General features: G+C 67.7%; 16 protein-coding genes. 6 read left to right on the top strand and 10 right to left on the bottom strand.

Translation table 11 applies throughout. The annotated features are described in order from the left end of the window. Window positions 1-71: 71 nt before the first annotated feature. Genes FND50_RS27170 through FND50_RS27160 form a run of 3 tightly spaced genes read left to right on the top strand, consistent with a single transcriptional unit; the run spans window position 72 to window position 3005 of the window. Entirely contained in the window at window positions 72-926 is an 855-nt protein-coding gene (locus FND50_RS27170) for a tryptophan 2,3-dioxygenase (RefSeq protein ID WP_005252409.1), read from the top strand. Beyond that, on the top strand, window positions 923-2158 hold the full coding sequence (gene kynU, locus FND50_RS27165; protein WP_144287761.1) for a kynureninase: 1236 nt from the start codon (window positions 923-925) through the stop codon (window positions 2156-2158). The genes FND50_RS27170 and kynU overlap by 4 nt, the downstream gene beginning before the upstream one ends. Further along, the gene (locus FND50_RS27160) at window positions 2142-3005 is read left to right on the top strand and encodes a PaaX family transcriptional regulator C-terminal domain-containing protein (RefSeq protein ID WP_144287760.1); all 864 of its coding nucleotides are present in this window, start codon (window positions 2142-2144) and stop codon (window positions 3003-3005) included. Before kynU ends, FND50_RS27160 begins: the two co-directional genes overlap by 17 nt. 4 nt (window positions 3006-3009) lie before the next feature. Here FND50_RS27160 and FND50_RS27155 read toward each other — a convergent pair whose 3' ends face one another. Genes FND50_RS27155 through FND50_RS27145 form a run of 3 tightly spaced genes read right to left on the bottom strand, consistent with a single transcriptional unit; the run spans window position 3010 to window position 10752 of the window. Further along, window positions 3010-3459 carry a flavodoxin domain-containing protein gene (locus tag FND50_RS27155; RefSeq protein WP_005253993.1) on the bottom strand — a complete coding sequence of 150 codons (450 nt, stop codon included), beginning with the start codon at window positions 3457-3459 and terminating at the stop codon, window positions 3010-3012. A gap of 34 nt (window positions 3460-3493) precedes the next feature. After that, a complete protein-coding gene (locus FND50_RS27150) occupies window positions 3494-5263 on the bottom strand; it encodes a sulfite reductase subunit alpha (RefSeq protein WP_144287759.1) in 1770 nt (589 codons plus the stop codon). Continuing rightward, window positions 5260-10752: a glutamate synthase-related protein gene (locus FND50_RS27145; protein ID WP_144287758.1), complete on the bottom strand. Its 5493-nt coding sequence runs from the start codon at window positions 10750-10752 to the stop codon at window positions 5260-5262. Before FND50_RS27145 ends, FND50_RS27150 begins: the two co-directional genes overlap by 4 nt. Before the next feature lie 397 nt (window positions 10753-11149). Here FND50_RS27145 and FND50_RS27140 point away from each other — a divergent pair, with 397 nt between their 5' ends. Both FND50_RS27140 and FND50_RS27135 read left to right on the top strand, forming a co-directional pair. Next, entirely contained in the window at window positions 11150-11608 is a 459-nt protein-coding gene (locus FND50_RS27140; RefSeq protein WP_186301137.1) for a hypothetical protein, read from the top strand. After that, window positions 11581-12624, top strand: coding sequence for an IS3 family transposase (locus tag FND50_RS27135; protein ID WP_144284433.1), 1044 nt, complete (start codon window positions 11581-11583; stop codon window positions 12622-12624). The genes FND50_RS27140 and FND50_RS27135 overlap by 28 nt, the downstream gene beginning before the upstream one ends. A 57-nt stretch (window positions 12625-12681) precedes the next feature. On the opposite strand, the gene FND50_RS27130 is transcribed toward FND50_RS27135, so the two are convergent. The 4 genes from FND50_RS27130 to FND50_RS27115 form a co-directional block, all read right to left on the bottom strand. Then, window positions 12682-13077, bottom strand: a complete 396-nt coding sequence (locus FND50_RS27130) for a nitroreductase/quinone reductase family protein (RefSeq protein WP_144287757.1) — start codon at window positions 13075-13077, stop codon at window positions 12682-12684. 44 nt (window positions 13078-13121) lie between these two features. Continuing rightward, a complete protein-coding gene (locus FND50_RS27125) occupies window positions 13122-14501 on the bottom strand; it encodes a dicarboxylate/amino acid:cation symporter (protein ID WP_005253997.1) in 1380 nt (459 codons plus the stop codon). Between the two features lie 191 nt (window positions 14502-14692). Beyond that, window positions 14693-15679 (bottom strand): isopenicillin N synthase family oxygenase, encoded by a 987-nt coding sequence (locus FND50_RS27120; RefSeq protein ID WP_144287756.1) that lies wholly within the window; start codon window positions 15677-15679, stop codon window positions 14693-14695. A gap of 31 nt (window positions 15680-15710) precedes the next feature. Then, a complete protein-coding gene (locus FND50_RS27115; protein WP_144287755.1) occupies window positions 15711-16184 on the bottom strand; it encodes a GNAT family N-acetyltransferase in 474 nt (157 codons plus the stop codon). Window positions 16185-16776: 592 nt separating this feature from the next. Between FND50_RS27115 and FND50_RS27105 the strand changes: the two genes are divergently transcribed. Further along, on the top strand, window positions 16777-17925 hold the full coding sequence (locus FND50_RS27105) for an IS630 family transposase (protein ID WP_260850739.1): 1149 nt from the start codon (window positions 16777-16779) through the stop codon (window positions 17923-17925). 153 nt (window positions 17926-18078) lie between these two features. Here the strand turns inward: FND50_RS27105 and FND50_RS27095 are convergent, their stop codons facing one another. From FND50_RS27095 to FND50_RS27085, 3 genes are read right to left on the bottom strand one after another with little or no spacing between them, the layout of a single operon-like run. After that, complete coding sequence (locus tag FND50_RS27095) at window positions 18079-19575, bottom strand: aldehyde dehydrogenase (protein WP_186301160.1); 1497 nt, start codon at window positions 19573-19575, stop codon at window positions 18079-18081. Between the two features lie 35 nt (window positions 19576-19610). Further along, window positions 19611-19976: a cupin domain-containing protein gene (locus FND50_RS27090; RefSeq protein ID WP_144287753.1), complete on the bottom strand. Its 366-nt coding sequence runs from the start codon at window positions 19974-19976 to the stop codon at window positions 19611-19613. Window positions 19977-19984: 8 nt separating this feature from the next. Further along, a complete protein-coding gene (locus FND50_RS27085; RefSeq protein WP_144287752.1) occupies window positions 19985-22102 on the bottom strand; it encodes an FAD-dependent oxidoreductase in 2118 nt (705 codons plus the stop codon). Between the last annotated feature and the right edge of the window lie 9 nt (window positions 22103-22111).

Genomic DNA, 22111 nt, shown 5'->3' with positions numbered 1-22111 from the left:
TAGCGGTCGCCATGATTATGTAATATGAAGGTCGGGAGCCCGGTACTCGAACACCAGCAGTGAGGACGGCCATGGGCGTGCAGGCCAACACCAGAGCCATCGAGAAAGACATCGTCACCGACTTCAGCGAGCGGATGAGCTACGGGTCGTACCTCGACCTCGACACCCTGCTCAGCGCGCAGAAACCCGTGAGCCGTCCGGAACATCACGACGAACTGCTGTTCATCATCCAGCACCAGACCACCGAACTCTGGCTGAAGCTCGTCCTGCACGAAACACTCGCCGCCCGAGCCGCTTTCGACGAGGACGAGATCGGCCGGGCGCTCAAGTGCGTGGCGCGCGTCAAGCACATCCAGAAGACGCTGACCGAACAGTGGTCGGTCCTGGCCACCCTGACCCCCACCGAGTACTCGGAGTTCCGCCAGTTCCTCGGCAATTCGTCCGGGTTCCAGTCGTACCAGTACCGCGCCGTCGAGTTCGTGCTCGGCAACAAGAACGCCGGAATGCTGACGGTGTTCGACGCCGATCCCGCCGCCCACGATCTGCTCGAACGGCTCCTCACCGAGCCGAGCCTGTACGACGCGTTCTGGCAGTGCCTGTCGCGGCTCGGGTACGACGTGCCGGCCTCCGCACTGGACCGTGACGTGACCACCGCCTACACGCTGAACGAAGACCTGCTGCCCCTGATCAAGTTCGTCTACGAGAACCACGACGAACACTGGGCCGTCTACGAGGCCTTCGAGGAGTTCGTCGACCTCGAAGAGAACTTTCAGCTGTGGCGCTTCCGCCACATGCGCACGGTGCTGCGGACCATCGGGATGAAATCCGGAACGGGAGGATCCAGCGGAGTGGGTTTCCTGCAGAAGGCACTGGACCTGACGTTCTTCCCGGAACTGCTGGCCGTGCGCACCGAGATCGGACGATGATGACTACCTCGACCGATGTGCCGGCCGCCCGCGCCGCCGAACTCGACGCCGCGGACCCGCTGCGTCCGTATCGCGACCTGTTCATCGGCGCCGACGACCCCTCGGTGCCCGCCTACCTCGACGGCAACTCGCTCGGACGGCCCACCAAGGCGAGCGCCGAGCAGGTCACCGCCTTCGTCACCCAGTCGTGGGGCGGCCGGCTCATCCGCGGGTGGGACGAGGAGTGGTACGACCTGCCGATCACAATCGGTGACACCCTCGCGAGGGTGGCGCTCGGCGCGGCCGCCGGACAGACCACCATCGGCGACTCGACGACGGTCCTGCTGTACAAGCTGGCACGCGGTGCGCTCGCGTTGCGCCCGGACCGCACCGAGATCGTCGTGGACCGCGACAACTTTCCGACGGACCGCTACGTGCTCGAGTCCGTCGCCGGAGAACTCGGGCTCACGCTCCGGTGGATCGAGTCCGATACCCGGGGCGGCGTCACCGTCGACGACCTGAAGTCCGTGGTCTCCGAACACACCGCGCTCGTCGTGCTCAGCCACGTCGCCTACCGCTCGGGTTACCTGGTCGACGCCGCCGGCGCCGCTCGCGTGACACACGAGGCCGGTGCGCTCCTGCTGCTCGACCTGTGCCACTCCGTCGGCTCGGTTCCCCTCGAACTCGACACGTGGGGTGTCGATCTGGCGGTCGGGTGCACGTACAAGTATCTGAACGGCGGGCCGGGCTCACCGGCGTTCGCCTACGTTCGTGCAGACCATCAGCAGGACTTCGTGCAGCCGATCTGGGGCTGGATGGGCCGCGACAACCCGTTCGCGATGGAGCAGGGCTACCGACCGGCGCCCGGCATCCGGCGCGTGATCAGCGGAACGCCGTCGGTCCTCGGCATGATCGCGCTGCAGGACACCCTCGCACTCCTCGACGACGTCGGCATGGAGGCCGTGCGCGCCAAGTCGATCGCGCTCACCGAGTACGCACTCGACCTCGTGCGCGAGTTACTGGTTCCGCTGGGCGTGGAGATCGGATCGCCGGAGGATTCCGCCGAGCGGGGTGGTCACGTCATCATCGACCACCCGCGGTTCGAGGCGGTCGTCGAGCGACTGTGGACGAAGGGTGTCATCCCCGACTTCCGGGCCCCGCAGGGCCTGCGGCTCGGCCTGAGCCCGCTGAGCACGAGCTTCGGTGAGGTGTGCACCGGGATACTCGCGATCCGTGATGAACTCACCGACTGAACCGGCGAGTGCGATCCTCGACGACTTCGATTCGCGGCCCGGCAGCGCGACGTCCCTGATCCGCACCGTCCTCGGCGCGTATGTGCGCGACCTCGGCGGGTGGGTGGCGATCGCCGACTTCGTGGAACTGATGCACGCCGTCGGTATCCCGTCCGAATCGACGCGCATCGCGGTGGCCCGGCTCAAGAAGAAGGGGGTGCTGCGGCCGCTGACCCGCGACGGGCGGAGCGGATACGAGGTGACCGAGCAGGCCGAGGCGATGTTCAGACGCGGCGATCCGCGGATCTTCGGCTTCCGTCAGATGGCGGACACCGATCCCTGGCGGCTGATCTCGTTCACCATCCCCGAATCCCAACGGGCGGTGCGGCACCAGTTGCGCAGACGGCTCGGCTGGATCGGTTGCGGAACCGTGTCGCCCGGCCTGTGGATCGCCCCCGAATACCTCGCCCGCGAGGTCGACGACATCGTCGCCGCGCTGGGCCTCTCCGAGTACGTGACCACGTTCGTGTCCACGTCGGTGTTCGTCCCCGATTCGATGGGGGACGCGGCGACGCGGTGGTGGGACCTGGACGGCATCGCCGCGCGGCACCGCGACTTCCTGGACCGCCACCGGGTCGCTCTGTCAGCCGCAGAGGAGGTGTCGCCGCGCGACGCGTTCGTCCGCTTCGTCCCGTTGCTCGACGAATGGCGCATCATCCCGTACATCGACCCGGGCCTGCCTGCCGGCATGCTGCCCGGGGACTGGCCCGGCGCCGACAGCGTCCGCCTGTTCGCGTCGGCGCGGGACCGCTACCTCGACGGGAGCCGCGACTGGGTGCGGAGCGTGCAGTCGCGGCTACCCGTGTGAGGTGCTATCCGAGGAATTCCTCGCCGATGTTCTTGGCCCACTCCTCGGCCTGATCCTTCGGGCGGATCGAGCTGGACCCGTCATGCCTGCCGTGTTCGCCGACCTGGACCGCGCCGAGGGAGACGAGCTTCTCCGCGATGATCTCGCCGCCACGGTTGTAGGTCTCCTCGTACACCTTGTCGCCGAGGCCGAACAGCGCGAACTGCATCCCGGTGAGGTCGGGTTCGTCCTCCTCGAGGCCCTCGAAGAAGGGCTCCGCGCCGGTGGGCAACTCGCCCTCACCGTAGGTGGAGCACACGATGACGTGGAAGTTCTCGGGGTCGAGGTCGCCCGCGTCGAATTCCATCATGTCGTACAGGGACGTGTCGCCGTAGTCGCCGAGCACGTCGGCGATGTTGTCGGCCACCAGTTCGGAGGTTCCGCCCTCGCTGCCGTACAGAATCACCACTGCCATTGTTCTTGCTCCTCGTGGGTTGCTGCCGACGTGGTCAGTACACGTCGCGCAGGTAGCGCTTTTCCTTCTTGAGCGTGGTCACGTAGTCGGCGGCCTGCTCGGGGGAAAGGGTGCCATGGGTGGCGATGACCTCGTGCAGGGCCCGGTCGACATCCTTCGCCATCCGCGTGGCGTCGCCGCAGACGTAGAAGTGGCCGCCGTCCTCGAGCCAGGCGAACAACTCCGCGCCGTTCTCGACCATCCGGTTCTGCACGTAGATCTTCTCCGCCTGGTCGCGGGAGAAGGCGAGGTCGAGGCGGGTGAGGAGACCGCTGTCGCTCATCGCGGCGATCTCGTCCTCGTAGATGTAGTCCGACGCGCGGTGCTGGTCGCCGAAGAACAGCCAGTTGCGTCCCGACGCGCCCCGCGCCTGCCGTTCCTGCAGGAACGCGCGGAACGGCGCGATGCCGGTGCCGGGGCCGACCATGATCATAGGTGCGTCGTCGTTCGCGGGGACGCGGAACGACTTGTTCTTCGACACGAAGATCCCGCCGCTGCCGCCGTCGGCGATCCGATCGGCGAGGAACGTGGAGCACACGCCGCCGCGGTCGCGTCCGGCCGAGCTGTGGCGGACGCTGGCGACGGTCAGGTGCACGCTGCCGGGGTTGGCGAGCGGGCTGGACGAGATGGAATACGCCCTGTGCTGCAACGGCTTCAGCAGCCCGACGAACTCGTCCGCGGTCAGGGTCACCGACGGTTCGAGGAGCAGCAGGTCGAGCACGTCCTTGCCCCACAACCAGGCGTCGAGGGCTTCCTTGTCGCCGTGCCGCAGCACGTGGCTCAGTTCTTCGTCGCCCGCCCGCTTCTCGATCTCGTCGATGAATTCGTGGCTCGGCGTAGAGATCTCGTAGCCGTGCAGCAGGAGATCGCTGAACGGCCGCTCCTTGCCGGTGACAGCGGCATCCGCCGGGATGCCCAGCCGGGACACCAGAGCGTCGACGAGCGCGGGATCGTTGATCGGCATCACACCGAGCGCGTCACCGGCCTCGTACTCGAGACCGCTGTCGGCGAGCGCGAACTCGTAGTGCCGGATCTCCTTCGCGGACATGTCGCTCGACAGTCGACGGTTCACGGAGAGCGTGGACGCGTAGGGGTTCTTGCGGTTCCACTGCGACCGCTTGCGGGCCGGCTTCGTCTCGGGCTCGGCGACGTCGGCGCCGGGGGACTCGCCGCGAATGCCCTCGACGGCCGCTAACAGGGGGAGGGTGTCGGCGACCCACGCGGCGGCCGTGTCCTCGTAGTCGACGTCGCAGTCGACGCGCGGAGTGACGCGACGGGCACCGAGCTGCTCGAGCCGGGTGTCGATCATCTTGCCGGCCTGGCAGTACCCGTCGTAGCCGGTGTCGCCGAGCGCGAGCACGGCGAAGTCGGTGTTCTCCAGTCGTGGCGCGGTCTCCGCGGACAGTGCCTGCCAGAACAGCTCGGCGTTGTCCGGCATCTCACCCTCACCGTAGGTGGAGGTGACGACGAGGACGCGGTGCATGGCGGGGAGGGCCTCCGTGTCGACGTCGTCGAGGGCGCTCACGACCGGCGCGAAGCCCTGTGAACGTGCCGCGGCCGCTGCGTCCTCCGCAACACCCTCGGCGTTCCCGGTCTGGCTGCCGTACAGCACGTGCATGGCGGGCAACTGCCCACCGCCCGCCGCGGCGGGCGCGTCGGAGCCGCCGACGACCAGGCGCGAGCTCATGCCGGCGAGGAAGCCGGTGAGCCAGACGCGCTGGTCCTCGCTGAACGGGGCGTCCTGGGGGATGTAGGGCATCTTCATGAGGGGACCACGTCTCTCGTGGGGATCAGATCGGGGAGAGCGTGCTGCGCGAACAGCTCCTCGAAACCGGGCAGCCGGCCGATCTTGTCGACGTTCTTCGCATCCTGGTGCAGGATCCAGCCGTACGTGCCGGGGGCGTCGATGGACCGCACGTTGCGGCGGCGCAGCGCATCCTTGTAGTCGGCGAGACGCTTGGCCGCCACCATCACGGCCAGGTCCTCGTCGCTGTAGTCCTTCAACGCTTCCCGCGCGTACCGCTGCAACCGCTGCATGAGGAAGAAGTCCTCGGTGAGCAGCAGGTTGCGGACGGCCTTGTCGACCGCCGGATCGGACGGATCCGCGACACCCGGCAGCTTGGACAGCGCCATCTCCTGCGCCGCGTTCAGCACGGTGTAGTTGTTCAGCAGCGCGAACATGGCCTCGGTGTCGGCGTCGCCGTAGCCGGGCACGGCGCCGTCCAGCACCGCGTGACCGTCCCGGTAGTCCAGCTTGAACTTGCGCACCTGGTGCGCGACCAGCGCGGCGGCGAGTTCGTCGGCCAGGTCCTTGCGGGGCTTGGCGTTCAGGATCTCGTCGCTGTCCTGGTACTGCAGCAGCGCGCGCGGCATGCCGTACACGAAGTGGTGCTGTTCGGTCTCCCAGTTCTCGAGCAACCAGGCCGCTTTGGCGGATCCGGTGGCCTCGAGGTGCCATCCGAGCAGCATGTGCACGGCCTGACGGTGCAGCGCCGCGTGCTCGTCGTCGCCGGTGATGGAGCCGAGCAGGATCGAGTCCGCGCTGGCCTTGCCGGGCAGCTTGCCCTCGGGGTCGTACTGGTAGACGAAGCCACCGCTCATGCCGTTGCCGACGCCCTTTCCGAAGCCGCCGAGGTTGAGGACGGCGCCGTTGGTCATGTACTCGCAGGCGAAGTCGCCGACGCCCTCGACCACCGCGGCGGCACCCGAATTGCGGACGGCGAAACGGTCACCCGCCTGGCCTTCGACGAACGTGCGCCCACCGGTGGCGCCGAACAGTGCGAAGTTGCCGATCAGCACGTTGCCGCCGTGCAGATCGGAGCCGCCACCGGGCGAGCGCACGACGATGCTGCCGCCGTTGGCGCCCTTGCCGACGCCGTCGTTGGCGGTGCCGGTGTGGACGAGGGTCATGCCGTCGTTGCAGAACGCACCGTACGACAGGCCCGCGGACCCGGACGTGGCGATCCGGACGCTGCCCTCGCGCAGGTAGCCGCGGCCGCGCTCGTCGCGGAGCACGGCGGGCAGCTCGACATCGGTGAGCTCGTGGTTCAGCATCCGCTCGATATCGACCGCCAGCTGGGCGCCGACGCTCTTGTTGCGGTTGCTCAGGTGCACCCCGTCGCCGAGCTCGATCGTGGCCTCGCCCTGCTCGATCAGCGCGGCGCGCAGCTGCACGAGCCAGCCGTCGTCGAGGGTGTAGTCCTTCTCCAGGTACACCGGGTCACCGATGGTCACTTCCTCGACCACGGCGAGCATCGCGCGCAGGTCGAGCTGGCCGACGCTCGACGGGTGGTCGAGGAGCTGCAGCAGATCCGAGCGGCCCCGGGCCTCGCGCAGCGAGGACATTCCCAGCTCGGCCAGCACCTCGCGGGTCTCGTGCGCGATGTTCAGCAGGTACTGCGCCATCGCCCGCGGATCACCGTCGAACAGCTCGGGATTGGTGGTCAGACCGGCTGGGCACTTGACGTTGCAGTTCTTGGCCATGACGCACTTGAGCATCATCAGCGCGGTGGTGCCGAACTCGAAGCTGTCGGCGCCGAGCAGCGCCGACTTCACCACGTCGCTCGCCGTCTGGTGCGCGCCGGAGCAACGGAGCAGCACCTTCTGCCGCAACCCGTTGGCGCACAACGCCTGATGGACCTCGGCGACACCGATCTCCGCCGAACGTCCGGCGTACTTGAGGCTGGTCACCGCGGCGGCACCGGTGCCGCCGGTGTTGCCCGCCACGTTGATGACGTCGGCGCCGGCCTTCGCGACACCCACCGCGATGGTGCCGATGCCCTCCGAGGACACGAGCTTGACGATGACGCGGACCCGCGCCGCCTTGCAGTCGTGGATCAGTTGCGCGAGGTCCTCGATGGAGTACGTGTCGTGATGCGGTGGGGGAGAGACGAGTTCGACGCCGGGGGTGCCGCCACGCGCGGCCGCGATCTCGACGGTCACCTTGGGTGCGGGCAGCTGCCCGCCCTCGCCGGGCTTGGCGCCCTGCGCGATCTTGATCTCGAGTTCCTCGAGCATCGGGTCGGCCAGGTACCCGGCCCACACACCGAAGCGGCCGGACGCGAACTGCTTGATCTTGGAACCGCGGATGGTGCCGTAGCGGGAGATGTGCTCGCCGCCCTCACCGCTGTTCGACATGCCGCCGGCCATGTTGGTGCCGTGCGCGACGGCCTCGTGCGCGTTGGAGTTCAACGCGCCGTGGCTCATGGCGCCGGACGTGAGGAACGGGGTGATGTCGCTGGCCTTCTGCACCTTCTCGATCGGCAGGCTCGCCGGAGCGGTGCGCAGCAGCGACAGACATCGCAGCGCCTCACCGGACGTGCGCACGACAAGAGCGTCGCCGTCCACGCTGTGCTCGAGGAGGTCGTCGCCGAACCGCATCGCCAGCGATTCGCCGAGCGCCGCCAGCACACGGGCCTCGCCCGCGTGGGGGCCGGTGAGCCGGAGCCGGAACCGGTCCTCGCCGATGGCCTCGGATTCGAGTCCGCGCACCGCGAAGCTGTTGTTGCCCTTGCGGGAGAAGCGGCCCATCTGCTTGCGGAACTCGGCTGCCGTGGTGAGGAACGTGACGTCGGCAGGCAGATCAAGCACGTCCCGCAAGGCTGCGGGACGACGGGTGCGCTCCTCCGCCATCGTCCGCGCGAAGGCGCGGTAGCCGGGGGTGATCTCGAAGCGGTCGATCGCCTCGGGGGTCAGCTTCTGGAAGCCGGCGTTGCGGTAGGCGTCGTCGTCGAGACCGAACGCGTCCTCGAGCCGGTTCAGCGGCAGCAGTCGCAGCGATTCCGTGTGATCCTGCGTGCCCGCCGTGTCGAACGAGATGGGCTCCTCGGTGAGGTCGACGAAGCCGCGCACGGCCGCCGTGCCGTACGAGTGACCCGCGCCCTCCGCGCGCTCCTTGAACAGGCCGAGCAGCGGGACGTCCTTCTCCCCGGTGACTGTCAGGGCGCGCTGGTGCCAGTCCGCGACGGCCTGCGCGATGACGGTGAACCCGACACCACCCACCGGCGTCTTCACGTTCGCGAAGTAGCGGCGCAGGACCCGGTCGTCGGTGTCGAGGTAGTTGGGTTCGAAGAACTCGCCGCCGATGTAGCTTTCGGCGGTGCACAGGCCGACCCGGCCCATCGTCTTCATCAGCGACTTCTCGGCGGCCTTCGCGAACCGCTTGAACGCCACGTCCGCCTCGTCGGCGAACTTCTCCTCGGCCCGCAGACGGACGGCGAGCGGGTAGATCGCGGCGGCGCCGAAACCGAGGGCAGCGGCCACGTGGTGCGACGACGAGATCTGACCGCTCTCGGCGACGACGGACACCCGCAGGCGCAGGCCCTCCTCGATCAGCCGCTGGTTGACAGCGGAGATCGCCATGATCATCGGCAGCGCGGCGCGGTCGGTGGCCACGTGACGGTCGGTGACGATCGCGATGCCGCCCTGCTCGCGGGCGAACGCCTCCACCTCGTCGCAGAGACCGTCGACCGCGGCCTCGAGTGCGGCAGCGTTGGCGGCGGAGTCACCGTGGACGGGGGTGTACAGCATCGGGAAACGCTGCACCGGCGTCTCGGACTGCTTGCGGATCCGCAGCATGTCCATGTGGGTGAGAATCGGCGACGGCACCACGATCTGCGGCGCCGACCGCGCCCCGCTGTTCGGCTTGGCGCCCAGCGCGACGCGCAGCGTCATGCCGTCGGCCTCACGGATGCTGTCGAGCGAAGGGTTCGTGACCTGAGCGAAACGCTGCGAGAAGTACTTGGCCACCCCGCCTTCCTGATCGGAGAGCGCGTTGATGGCGTTGCCGTAGCCCATCGCGGAGATCTTCTCCTGACCCGACGCGAGCATCGGGTCCATCATGAACTTGAAGCTTTCCTGGTTGTGCGAGTACGCGACGTAGCGCTGGGTGCGCTCGAGGTCGCCGTTGTAGCGCAACGGTCCCGGCTCGGCCTCGACCTCGGGCAGCGCCTCGATGGTCCGGCGAGCCTCTTCGACGAGCGTCGGGTAGTCGTTCCGGGAGGCGAGCAGCTCGAGTGCCTCGTCGGTCGAGTACGAGCGGCCCTCGCGGTGGTCGAAGTACAGCATGCCGCCGGCCTCGATGCGTCCGCGATGCAGGACGGTGTCGGGGTCGAAGTCGATCTGCCCGGCCTCGGACGTGACGCACAGGTACTCGTCCGTCTCCACCGAGCGCAGCGGACGCAGTCCGAGCCGGTCGAGGCGGGCGCCGACGACGGTGCCGTCACCGAAGATCAGCGCCGCCGGGCCGTCGTTCTTCTCCTCGTACAGCGAGAAGTACTCGAGCATCGCCCGGACCTCGGGCGACAGGGCGGAGTCGTTCTCCCACGCCGGCGGCATCATCGACACCACCGCGGTCACCAGGTCGAGACCGTCCTCCACGACCCGGCTCTGCAGCGTCTGGTCGAGGCGGCAACTGTCGGACTGGCCGTGCGGGCGGACGATCTCCCGGTTACGGGCACGAGCGAGCGCCGTCTCGGACAGGCGGTTCTTCTTGTCCGTGTTGAGCTCGCCGTTGTGCGCCATCAGACGGAACGGCTGCGCCATCGTCGGGTGCGGGTCGGTATTCGTCGAGAACCGGGTGTGGAAGTACAGGGTGTGCACGGCGTGGGCCGGGTCCACCAGGTCCTGGAAGTAGGGCATCACCTCGTTCGAGTTGAGGCGGCCCTTGAGCACCTGGGTGCGGGCGCTGAGCGACAGCGGGTACAGCCCGGCCAGATCCGGCTGGGTGTACGCGACGGCCTCGATCGCGAGCAGGGCGTCGTGGATGCGACGGTCGAACTGGGTCTCGTCGGCGCACGCGTCGGGTGCGGTGAATACCCACTGCCGGATCGGCAGCTGGTGCCGGATCGCGGCGGGCCGGAGCACGGTCGCGTCGACGGGCACGTCGCGCTCGAGCAGCACCCGGAAACCCTGATCGGCGAGAGCCCGCTCGATGACGGCCTCCGCGTCGCCGTGGAACGCCACGTCGGTGGGCAGGAAGAAGTTGCCGACACCGAACCGGCCGGCCTCGAGATCGTCCTGACCGGTCAGGGCGCGGAAGAACGGCACCGACAGGTCGACGCAGACACCGGCGCCGTCGCCGATACCCTCGGCCGACATGCCACCACGGTGAGGAACAGCACACAGGGCCTCATGGCCCCGGGTGAGGACGTCATGGGTCTGAATGCCGTCCTTGCGGGTGATGAAGCCCACGCCGCAGCTGCTCTTGTCGAGCGTCCTGTCGTACAGGCCGGACTCGGTGGCACTCGTGTTCAACCGACTGTCTCCTCGCGATACTCGCCGAATTGTGGGGCCGTGCTGGGCGCACGGGTGGCGTCGGCGAGAGGATCACGGCAGAGAACCGGCCCCGAACCGATACGCCGGTGAGGCAGACGTCGTTGTCTGAGGTGCGGAACTTTCGCAGGTCCGCGCGAAATCGCAGATTAGCCGAGGCTAAGTCCCTACTGCAAGCTGCTCGATCCGCAGCCGCCGAGCGGTAGCAAATCCGCGCCGGGCGTGCAGCCGAACGCCGAGTTGCGAACATCACACCTGGCCAGGCCGCTGGGCCCCGCTCGTAGATGCACGGACATTGGTCAGATGCCGACGCTTTTCGTTCGTTGTCAGGATGGTCGTGAGACACCCGACTACGAACGCGGGGAAGCTGGAGCATGACGTGATCGAGGCAGAGGTCGGACGAACCCCCACCGGCAGACGCTCTTATCCGGTGGCCTACCGGATCGAGTTCCTGCGGCGCTGGGACGAGTGCCTGGAGCGAGGAGCCAAAGCTCGGCTGATGCGGGAGAACAACCTCGACCGTTCCACAGTCCAGGCGTGGCTCAAGGCCCGCAATCGGGGAGAATTCACTGCATCAATGGTGACCGCAGCGGAGAAGTCGAGGAGCCGTCGGATGAACAGTCGTGAACGGGCGGAGGTGGCCAAGCTCCGCGCGGAGAACGAACGGCTCAAGGAGAAAGTGGTCCAGGCCGAGGCCGCGCAGCAGATTCTGGGAAAAGCATTCGAGCTCTTGCAGGGGATCACCGAGCGCTCGACGGAAGATACGACGGAGATCCCGCCGGCCCTGATGAGCGCGAGCGAGTACGCGCAGTGGCTCGAACGCAGAAGTCTGTCCTGATCGACACGGTCACCGCCCTCCACGGGCAGGCCGGTATGCCTGTCGCCCGGGCGAGTGCCCTGCTTGGTCTGGCCCGGTCGAGTTACTACCGGCTGGCCCACAATTACCAGCACTACCGACCGGTCGAGGAGCCGATCCCGCACATCGATCGCCGGCAACCGGCGGCGTTGTCGGCGACCGAGCGGCGGGTGATCATCGACCTGCTGCTCGCCGAGGAGAACGCGGATCGGTCTGTGGTGCAAACATATTGGCGTTCGTTTGATGCGGGCTTGGTGGCCTGCTCGGAGCGGACGTTCGACCGGGTCGCCCGGTCGCAGAATCTGACCGGGGATCGCCGGCGCACCCGCCGCGGCGGAAGCACTGCGAGACCGAAGCCGGTCGTGGCGGCCGCGCAAGTGGGTCAGTTGTGGTCTTGGGACATCACGATGCTTCAAGGGCCGCGTAAGCAGGACCGGTACTTGCTGTATCTGGCGATCGACGTCTTCTCCCGTTACCCGGTGGCGTGGCGGATCGAGTACGCCGAAACGACACAGCTGGCGGTGCTGATGTTCGCTGCCGCGTTCGAGAAGTTCGGAGCGCCGCTGGTGTTGCATGCCGATAACGGGGCATCGATGCGCTCGACCGGGCTCCTCGATGCCCTCGAGTCGGCGGGGGTGTCCGCGTCGTATTCGCGGCCGCGGGTCAGTGACGACAACCCGTTCTCCGAATCGCTGTTCAAAACACTCAAGTACGACCTGAGCTGCCCGGACCGGTTCGACAGCATCGACCACGCCCGGCAGTGGACCGAGCAGTTCCTGCACCGGTATGCCACCGAGCACCGGCACAGCGGTCTGAGTCGGCACACACCGGCGGCGGTGTTCTTCGGCACCGCCACCGAGACCCGTTTGCACCGTCAGGACCGGCTCGACCGGATCTGGACCGAATATCCCGAACGGTTCCGTCGCCGCCCCCGAGCGCCGGAACTACCCCAATTGACAGGAATCAATATCAACCACGACCTGTCTCAGACAGGTTGACAACTTCCAAATTGCGGGCGCGGATGACTATTCCGTGGGCGTGTGCGGGGCCTGACCTCAGTCGGTGAGATCGATGCGGACGGTCAGCAGGTCGGTGCCGACGGCCCGGACGGCGACGCTGTTCATCCGGGGAAGCTGCGCCAGCCGGGCGCGGGCGTCGTCGTCGGGCAGCAGCGTCGCGGTGCCCGTATGCCACTTGCCGTGGATCCGCAGGCGAACGGCATTGTTCGCGCGGATGTTGCGGATGTAGTTCGACCGCTCACCGAACTCGGACACCAGCCAGAATTCGGTGCCCTGTCGCCGGCCACCGATGGGCGTGACGCGGGGCTGTCCGCTGACGCGGCCGGTGGTCTCGAGGAGCGTCTGGCTCGACAGTCGCGTGGAGAGCGGGTTGGCGACGTGCCGCTGGAATTGCATGACGATCCGTCGTTTGATCGCGTCGAGGTCGGCCATGACGAGAGCCTTCCACGTGGGGAAGGCTCTCGTCGAGCGTTTCGCTACTTCGCTGCGACCGGTTCGTCGTCCTGGAACGGGTCGCCGGTCCGTTCGGCGTTGTAGCGGGCTTCGTCGAGGATGCCTTCCCGCTTCGCGACGATCGTCGGGACGAGAGCCTGGCCGGTGACGTTGACCGCGGTGCGGCCCATGTCGACGATCGGTTCGACGGCGAGCAGCAGGCCCACCCCGGCGAGGGGCAGTCCCAGCGTCGACAGCGTGAGCGTGAGCATGACCGTCGCGCCGGTGGTGCCCGCGGTGGCCGCGGATCCGATCACGGAGACGACGATGATCAGCAGGTAGTCGGTGAACGACAAAGGCACACCGTAGAACTCGGCGACGAAGATCGCGGCGATCGCGGGATAGATGGCAGCGCAGCCGTCCATCTTGGTGGTCGACCCGAGCGGCACCGCGAACGACGCGTACTCGCGGGGGACACCGAGATTGCGTTCGGTGACCCGCTCAGTGAGGGGCAGGGTGCCGATCGACGAACGGGACACGAAGCCGAGCTGCGTCGCGGGCCAGACGCCGGAGTAGAAGGCGCGCACCGACAGTCCGTGCGCGCGGATCAGGACGGGGTAGACGACGAGGAACACGACGGCCAGGCCGATGTAGACGGCGGCGGTGAACCAGCCGAGCGAGCCGATGGCGTCCCAGCCGTAGGTGGCGACGGCGTTCGCGATCAGCGCGGCGGTCCCGATCGGTGCGAGGCGGATGATCCACCACAGCACCTTCTGCACGATCGCGAGAAGTGACGCGTTGAACTGCAGGAACGGTTCGGCCTTGGCCCCGACCTTCAGTGCGGCGATGCCGATCGCGGCCGCGACGACGAGCAGCTGCAGCACGTTGAAACTCAGCGACGTGCTGGCGGCGCCCTCGGTGAGGGTGGTCTTGGCGTTCAGGCCGAGGAAGTTGCTGGGCACGAGGCCGGTGACGAACGCCCACCACGACCCGGTCGTGGCCGGTTCCTTGCCGGCGCCGGTGACGGTCGTGTGCGATCCGGGCTGGGTGACGAGTCCGATGACGATTCCGATGACGACGGCGATGAACGCGGTGATCGCGAACCACAGCAGCGTCTGCACGGCGAGGCGCGCGGCGTTGGCCACCTCACGCAGGTTGGCGATCGAACTGACGATGGCCGTGAACACCAACGGGATCACCGCGACGGTAAGCAGTTTCACGTAGCTGGAGCCGATGGTGTGGACGGTTCCGACGAGCCAGTTCTCGTTGCCGTCGGCGGCGACGGGCATGGCGCGGGCGACGAGTCCGAGGATGACGCCGACGACGAGTCCGGTGACGATCTGGGGGCCGAACGAGGTGGCCCACTGGGGTAGCCGGCGTCGAGAGGTGGTCTCGGCGCGCGTGGACAGCGCGGGACTGGGCATGGGTGTGCCTTTCGCATGGGGGCCGTGGAACGTCGCCCGGTGGGGCGGATACGGCGAGAGAGAGTCCTGAGTGGAGACGTGCGTCAGCGCGAGCGCGGACAGATTGCGCTCGCCTGCAGGCGGAGGTCGACGTAGCGCCGAGAGGTCAGGAACAACACTGCGGGAACAATACTCCCGGCGGCGGCGCGCGTTTACTCCGGTTCCGCCTCGCCGGGATACCAGCGGGCGTAGACGTCGGGGTGCGCGCGGGTGCGGCTCTTCCACGCGTTCTCGCCGTACGTGCGATAGAGCGGATTCGCCGGGTCGAGTTCGATGCCGCGGGCACGTTCGGCCAGGTGCGGCGGCAGCTCGATGGTCGGGACCGTGGCGTCGAGAGCGGGATTGAGGAAGTACGGCACCGACAGTCGCTCGGGCGCACCGGCCGGGGTGAGCACCCGGTGCCGGGTGGCCCTGAGGTACCCGCCGGTCGCGACCTCGAGCAGTTCGCCGATGTTGACCACGAACGAGCCGGCGCGGGCCGGTGCGTCGATCCAGTTGCCGTCCTCGGTCTCGACCTGGAGTCCCGACGAGCCGGGTTCGAGGAGCAGCAACGTCAGTACACCCGAATCCTTGTGGGCGCCGACGCCCTGCTCGCCCGTGTGGTCGGCGCTCGGCCGTTCCGGGTAGCGGACGACCTTGATCAGCGTGGCGGGGGCGTGCGCGAAGGCGTCGTCGAAGATCGCCGGATCGGCGTCGAGTGACGCGGCCCAGTGCCGCAGGAGCCGCATCCCGACGTCGGTGAGCGCGGCGTCCAGGGCCTCGATCGTCTTCTCGAGGTCGGGGAGGTCCGCGGGCCATTGATTGGGACCCTGCAGTCTCAGGTAGCCGTCGGCGCCGGGGATCGGTTGCCGTTCGGGGCCGATGTCGATCTGTTCCCGCCAGTCGGTCTCGCCGTTGGTCAGTTCACCGCCCACCCGGTTGTAGCCACGGAAGTGGGGGCTGTTCAGCATCGCGATCGACTGCTTGGAGTCGTCGGGCAGGGCGAAGAACTCCCGGGCGACGGTGAATACCCGATCGAGCAGCTCCCGGTCCACGCCGTGCCCGTCGAGGTAGAAGAACCCCACGTGATGGGTGATCTCCCGCAGCCGTTCCCGCCCGGCCGGTGTGTCCAGTTCGGCGAAATCGATGACGGGGAGCATTCCTCCACGGTATCCCCGGGTGGTCGCAATGTCAGGTGTCCCGGCGGCGCTCGAGCAGCACGCTGTCGTGCCAGACGCCGTCGATCTGCGCGAGGCGTTGCCGCACCCCGACCGTCCGGTAGCCGACCGCGTGGTGCAGTGCGATGGACCCGGTGTTCACGGCCAGCACCGACGCCTGGAGCGTCCAGATGCCTGAGAAGTCCGCCTCGTCGATGAGCCGCCGCATCAGCGCGGTGCCGACGCCCGCGCCGCGGAACTCCCGGGCCGTGTACACCGAGTTCTCGGCCACCCCGCGGAAGCAGCGCCGCGAGGACACGGGGGACAGGGCCGCCCACCCGGCGACCGTCCCGTCCACCTCGGCCACCCACCGGTGGCCGTCCAGCCAGCGCGGGTCCAGTTCCGACTGCGTCGGGGTCTCGGTATCGAAAGTGGCCAGCCCGCCGACGATGCCCTCCGAATAGATCCGGAGCACCGACCCCCAGTCCCTCGCATCGAGCCGGCGCACGGTGATCGGCGAAATCGTAGAAGTATCGCCATGAAGTGCTGTGACACAACGTAATCGAGGTTCGGGTTCCGAAGGGACGAGGGCAGACATGGCGCCAGCTTAGTGGTTCCGCCCATAAGTTCGTTGGGGGTTCAGGTCCAGGCCGTCGGGTCGTTGAGGTAGAGACCGCAGACGGTGTCGAGGGCGTCTTCTGGGAGTCCGGCGGTGTGGCCGTTGGGCAGGAAGGAGTCCTCGTATCCGTCCTTGCTCGCAAGGTAGGCCGCGAAGCCCCATTGGGAGGCGGACCGCCGTAGCGTAGTCGCATCAATGGCTGGGTATCGCCGTCGACGAGTTCACCGGTGACATAGGCGAACTGGCCACGGAACCGAACTCCGACACCGGTCAGCTGTGGCCAGCGTTCGCGTGCGCGTTGGGACAGGCGCTGTTGCAGCGACGTCTTCGTGGACTGAGGAGGCGTGGCCATGATCACTGATCCTGCCCGACCGGCGCGTCGCGAGCCAGTCCGCCGGGTGAAACTCGAGACTGAAGTGACTATTGGGAACTTCGGTTTGGGGTATGAGCATTGCCTTTGATCAGTGCGGATCCGGTCAGGGTGACCGGATCCCAGCGCCGCGAGCTGAATCGTTTGCTTCGAGCCGGGCGCACCGAACAGCGTCTTGTGCTGCGCGCCACCATCGTTTTGTGGGCTGCGGATCGGTGCCCAAGTGCCGCGATCGCCCGGGCGTTACGCGTGAGTGTGGAGACCGTCCGCAAGTGGCGGGGCCGTTGGAACGCCGCGCCGGGCGTGGCGTCGTTGGGAGACGCGAAACGGTCGGGTCGGCCACCGAAGTTCACCCCGGTGCAGGTCACGCGGGTCAAGGCGATGGCCTGCACACCCCCGAAGGAGTGTGGGGTGCCGTTGGCCCGTTGGTCGTGTCCGGAACTGGCCCGCCACGCCGTCACCGACGGGATCTGTGCGTCGATCTCGCAGGCCACGATTCGCAGGTGGCTCTCCCAAGACGCCCTCAAGCCCTGGCAGCATCAGTCGTGGATCTTCATCTCCGATCCGAACTTCGCCGCCAAAGCTAGCCGTGTGCTCGACCTGTATGCCCGGGTGTGGGATGGGGAACCTTTGGGCGAGCACGATTATGTGATCTCCTCTGACGAGAAGACGTCCATTCAGGCCCGCTGCCGCTGTCACCCCCCACTTCCACCCGGCCGCTCCCGGACGATGCGGGTCAACCACACCTACAAGCGGCGCGGCGCCGTCGCCTACCTCGCTGCTTACGATGTGCACCACGCGAATGTCTTCGGTCGCTGCGAGGACACCACCGGCATCGTTCCGTTCGCCCGTCTCGTCGAGCAGGTCATGACCCAAGCGCCCTACGCGTCGGCGGAGCGAGTGTTCTGGATTGTGGACAACGGCTCGTCACACCGGGGGCAAGCGGCGATCGACCGGCTTGCCGAACAGTTTCCCAACGCGATCATGGTCCATACACCGGTGCACGCGTCGTGGTTGAACCAAGTCGAGATCTTCTTCTCCATAGTTCAACGAAAGATTGTCTCGCCCAACGACTTTACTGATACCGACGAAGTCGCCGCACGATTGGCGGCCTTCGAGACCCACTACAACCGGGCAGCCCGACCGTTCAAATGGAAGTTCACCACCGGCGACCTCGCCGATCTGCTCGCCAGGCTCGACCGCCACGAACGCGACCATGATCAGCCCGACAAAACAGCCGCTCAAGCCCGTGCCGCATGACCCCCAACGAACTTATGGGCGGAACCACTTAGCGGCTCGACGTGCCCACGTGGGGTGCCACGTTTCGGGGCGAATGTACCTTCGGGCGCCTCGGCAGCGCCGACGGGTACATTCGCCCGGCGAGGTCGGGAGCTCAACCCGGTGTCGTGACGCTCACTGTCGTAGCCGAATCCACGTCGTCTTCAGTCCGGTGTACTTGTCCAACGCGTGCAGGGAGAGGTCACGGCCGAACCCGGACTGTTTGAACCCGCCGAACGGGGTCTGCGCGCTGATGGCGTCGACGGTGTTGACGGAGACGGTTCCCGCCCGCAGTGCCGCGGAGACGCGGTGCGCCCGGTTCAGGTTCTCGGTCCACACCGAGGCGGCCAGCCCGTAGATGCTGTCGTTGCCCATCCGGACGGCGTCGGCCTCGTCGGTGAACGTCTGGACGGTGAGGACGGGTCCGAACACCTCCTGGGTCACCACCTCGGCGGTGGGTGCGACGTCCGCGAAGATCGTCGGTTCGACGAAGGATCCGCGTCCGTCGACGGTGGTCCTGTTGCCGCCCAGCAACACCCGGCCGTCGGACCGGGCGCGGTCGATGAACCCCGCCACGGTGCGAGCGTGGTTCTCGTCGACGATCGCGCCCAGCGTGGAGGCGGGATCGAGCGGATTGCCGGGGCGGATCGACGACGCCCGGCGGACGAGGGCCTCGGTCACCTGTTCGGCCACCGACTCCTCGACCAGCAACCGGGAGTTGGCCGAGCACACCGCACCCTGGTTGTAGAACGCACCGAAGACGGCTTTCTCCACCGCTTCGTCGAGGTCGGCGTCCGCGAAGACCAGGTTGGGGCTCTTGCCTCCGCATTCGAGCCAGACCTGCTTCAGATTCGAGTCCGCCGCATACCGGAGGAACCGCTTCCCGGTCTCGGTCGAGCCGGTGAAGGCGACGACGTCGACGTCGGGATGCAGACCCAGCGCCGCCCCGGCGGTGGCGCCGAGCCCCGGGACGACACCCAGGACGCCATCGGGCAGCCCCGCCTCGGCGGCGAGCTCGGCCAGCCGCAGCACCGACAGCGGAGCCTGCTCGGCGGGTTTGAGGACGACACTGTTGCCGGCCGCGAGGGCCGGCGCCAGCTTCCACACCGCGAGGTCGAGGGGGAAGTTCCACGGGACCACCGCCCCGACGACCCCGAGGGGTTCACGGGAGACGAGCGCGAGACTCCCGGGATCGGTGGGCGCGATCTCCCCGCCGATCTTGTCGAGGGCCTCGGCGTAGAACCGGAAAAGCTCTGCGGCCGAGGTGACGTCGACGGTCAGCGCCTCGACCACGAGCTTGCCCATGTCGAGGGAGTCGAGCAGGGCGAGCTCGTGCCGGTGTTCGAGGATCAGCTCGGCGAGCCGGAGCAGGACCCGCTTGCGGTGGGACGCCGGGCTCCGCGACCAGACGCCCGAGTCGAACGCCTCGCGCGCAGACCGCACCGCGGCATCGACGTCCGGGGCGTCCGCGGCCGCCACCCGGGCCAGCAGCTCACCGGTGGCCGGGTTGATCGAGTCGAACGTCTCATCGGACTTGGCGGGACGGAACGCGCCGTCGATGAAGAGCTCCCGGCGCGGCGTGATCGTCGCGGCGAGCCGGGTCCAGTCGGCGAGTGTGGTCGGATCAGGCATCGTCATCCCTCGGGCTCGAAAGTGGTGGTGTGCGATCAGGGAACATAGATGGCGAACTGTTTGAGAAGGGGCTCGTCGACGCGGTACTCGCCGCGCCACCCCTTGGTCAGGGTGAACGCGTCGCCGGGTCCGAAGGTGTGTGCGACGCCGTCGTCCGCTGTCAACGTCACCGAACCCTCCAGCACCCGGGTGTATTCGTCGCCCGGGTACGACTCGATGTACTCGCGATACGGCTCCGCACGCCACGAGCCGACGGTGAACTTCTCGTCCCCGCTGCTCAGGTGGACCATTTCGTGTTCCTTCGGATCGCCTGCCTGGAGCGTGTCCGCGGTGACGTAGGCGCTGGGTGTCATCGCCGCGATGTTCCGGGCGTCGGTCGGGATCGGGTGCACTGCGGTCATGGTGTTCCTCAGTTCTGTGCGGTGGCGAGCGGGGCGACGGAGAATTTCTCGACGGGTTCGATGGACAGTCCGGTGACTTCGCGTCGGAAGGCGACCGGACCCGGGGCGGATGGTTCGTCCAGTTCCTCGGCGTACCGGTGCCCGGACCAGACCGCCGCCGCGATGGTGGACGGCGCCCAGGCGTCGCCGATGCCGCGGACACTGCGCAGGTCGGCGCCGGCCCATTCGGATTCGCGGGACTTCAGTTCGTGGAACAACCCGTCGTGCGGGAGTCGGGCGGTGACGAGGACGACGCTGTCCGCGTCGACGAACTGCTCGTCGCCGGTGAACGCGCACACGGTGCGGACGCCCTGGGGGGTGACCGCGGTGACGGCGCGGTTCACCTGAACGTGCACACCGGCCTTGATGATTCGCTTGCGGATTCGGACCACTTCCATGGTGTTCGTCGTCCACTGCGACACGTGCGCGGCCGGGGTGATCAGGGTGACGTCGAATCCCTCCTTCGCGAGGAGTTCGGCGACGACCGCACCGAGGTAGTAGTGGTCGTCGTCGAAGAGCACGACCTTGTTGCCCCGGGGGCGGAGCCCCGCCATCACGTCGTCGGGGGTCAGGACGTCGGCGTGCTCGTCGACGGGGACGGCGTGGGTGTGCCACCGGCCGACGCCGTCGCGGCGCCAGTGCGAGCCCGTCGCGACGACCACGTGGTGGAAGTCGTTCTCGATGACGTCGTCGGCGGTCATCTCGCTCTCCATGAACACGTCCACGTCGGGGAGCTTGCGGAGTTGCTGTTCGCGGTAGTCGACCACGCGGATCCACGCGGACAGTCCGGGCAGCTTGGACTCGCGGGTCACACGGCCGCCGAGTTGCCTGCTCGCCTCGGCGAGGCTGACGTGGTAGCCGCGTTGCCCGAGCGCGCGGGCCGCCTCGAGTCCGGCGGGGCCGGCGCCGACCACGAGGACGTTCGAATCGGTCGAGCGCACCTTGATTCGCTCCGGGTGCCAGCCGCGGCGGAACTCCTCGCCCATCGTCGGGTTCTGGGTGCAGCGGATCGGGGACATCGTGAAGTCGCCGGACACGCAGATGTTGCAGCCGATGCACTCCCGGATGTCCTCGAGGTTCCCCTCCTCGATCTTGCGGGGAAGGTACGGGTCGGCGATCGAGGGGCGGGCCGCGCCGATGAAGTCGAGGATTCCGCTCTTGACCTGATGCAGCATCGTGTCGGGCGAGGTGAAGCGGCCGACGCCGACGACGGGTTTCGTGGTGAGCTGCTTCAGACCGCGTACGTATGGTTCCTGCTCCGCCTCGGGACCGAACCGCGACGTGACGGAGTCGTCCTCCCAGCTGCCCAGCACGAAGTCCCACAGATCGGGGGTCTCGCCGAGCAGGCCGATTACGTCCTCGATCTCGCTGCGGGTGATGCCCTCGTCGCCGAGGAGTTCGTCGACCGAGATGCGGCACGCCACGGCGGCCTTCCCGTCGGCGACCTCGCGTGAATCCTCGAGGATCTCGCGGAGCAGGCGAACCCGGTTGGTCAGGCTGCCGCCGTACTCGTCCGTCCGGTTGTTGTACCGGCGGGACAGGAAGTGGTGCAGGCCGCCGATCGCGTGCCCGGCGTACACGTAGACGATGTCGTATTCGGCCTTCAGCGACCGGCGCACCGCCTCCTTGTGCCAGTGCCGGAGGTCGGCGATGTCCGACTTGGTCATCGCCCTGGCCTGGACGGGGTCGTAGTTCCAGGAGACGACGGGCAGATTCTGCGGGCCGAGCGGAGTCTCGCGGCTGATCAGGTTGGGACTGTTCAGGCCGTTGTGGGCGAGCTCGATGCCTGCGAGGGAGCCGCCCTCGTGAATCTTCTCGGAGATCCGGGTCAGGGCGGGCAGGTCCTGGTCGTCCCACAGGCGCAGTTCGATGAACGGGCCGATGTCCGAGGTGGGGTGGATCTCGACCTGCTCGGTGCAGACGACGGCCCAGCCGCCCTCGGCCTTGACACGCCGCATGTACGCCTCCCCGGAGGGGTCGCGGTAGCCCATGCCGTTGCAGTGCGGGACTTGGAAGAATCTGTTGCGGGCGGTGACCGGTCCGATCTCGACCGGTTCGAGAAGGATGTCGTATCGCGGATCACGCACGGTGGGTTC

Source organism: Rhodococcus sp. WB9 (assembly GCF_007558985.1).
GTDB lineage: Bacteria > Actinomycetota > Actinomycetes > Mycobacteriales > Mycobacteriaceae > Rhodococcus_F > Rhodococcus_F opacus.
This window is presented reverse-complemented; position numbering and strand designations above follow the sequence as displayed.